This is a genomic window from Gluconobacter aidae (assembly GCF_009547075.1).
Classification (GTDB): Bacteria; Pseudomonadota; Alphaproteobacteria; order Acetobacterales; family Acetobacteraceae; genus Gluconobacter; species Gluconobacter aidae.
Genome location: NZ_WIPH01000110.1, coordinates 1 through 473, shown reverse-complemented (window position 1 = coordinate 473; position 473 = coordinate 1). Strand labels below are relative to the sequence as shown.

Genomic DNA, 473 nt, shown 5'->3' with positions numbered 1-473 from the left:
GGCGATCATTGGCGGCCTGCTGCCGCCTGAACGTGGCCGTTGGTCGCGACCTGCGCAGGATAATCGTCTGTTTCTCAACGGAATGCTTTATGTCCTGCGAGTTGGTTGTCCGTGGCGGGACATGCATGAGCGTTATGGAAAATGGAATTCGGTCTATGTGCGGTTCCGTCGATGGGCAGAGCAGGGTGTCTGGGACGCTCTGCTGGAAACGCTGGTCGAACTTGGTCTGACCGATGACTGGCAGCACATGATCGACAGCACGGTCGTTCGGGCTCATAGCCAGGCGGCTGGCGCAAAAGGGGGACGCATAAGGAAGGCTTTGGTCGAAGCCGCGGCGGCTTTACGAGCAAGATCCACGCCCGTGCTGACGGTCAGGGACGCCCTCTTGGCTTCAACCTGACGGGTGGTGAAGTTTCTGATTATTCCGGCGCTGATGCCCTGATGGACCTGCCGGTCGCGACACCGCGCCGATT

1 protein-coding gene is annotated in these 473 nt (G+C 59.8%); it reads left to right on the top strand.

Annotation, left to right across the window (positions count from 1 at the left end; all coding sequences use genetic code 11):
• On the top strand, positions 1 to 400 hold a 400-nt coding region (locus GFJ39_RS13940), incomplete at its 5' end, for an IS5 family transposase (protein WP_228391990.1).
• Positions 401 to 473 lie beyond the last annotated feature (73 nt).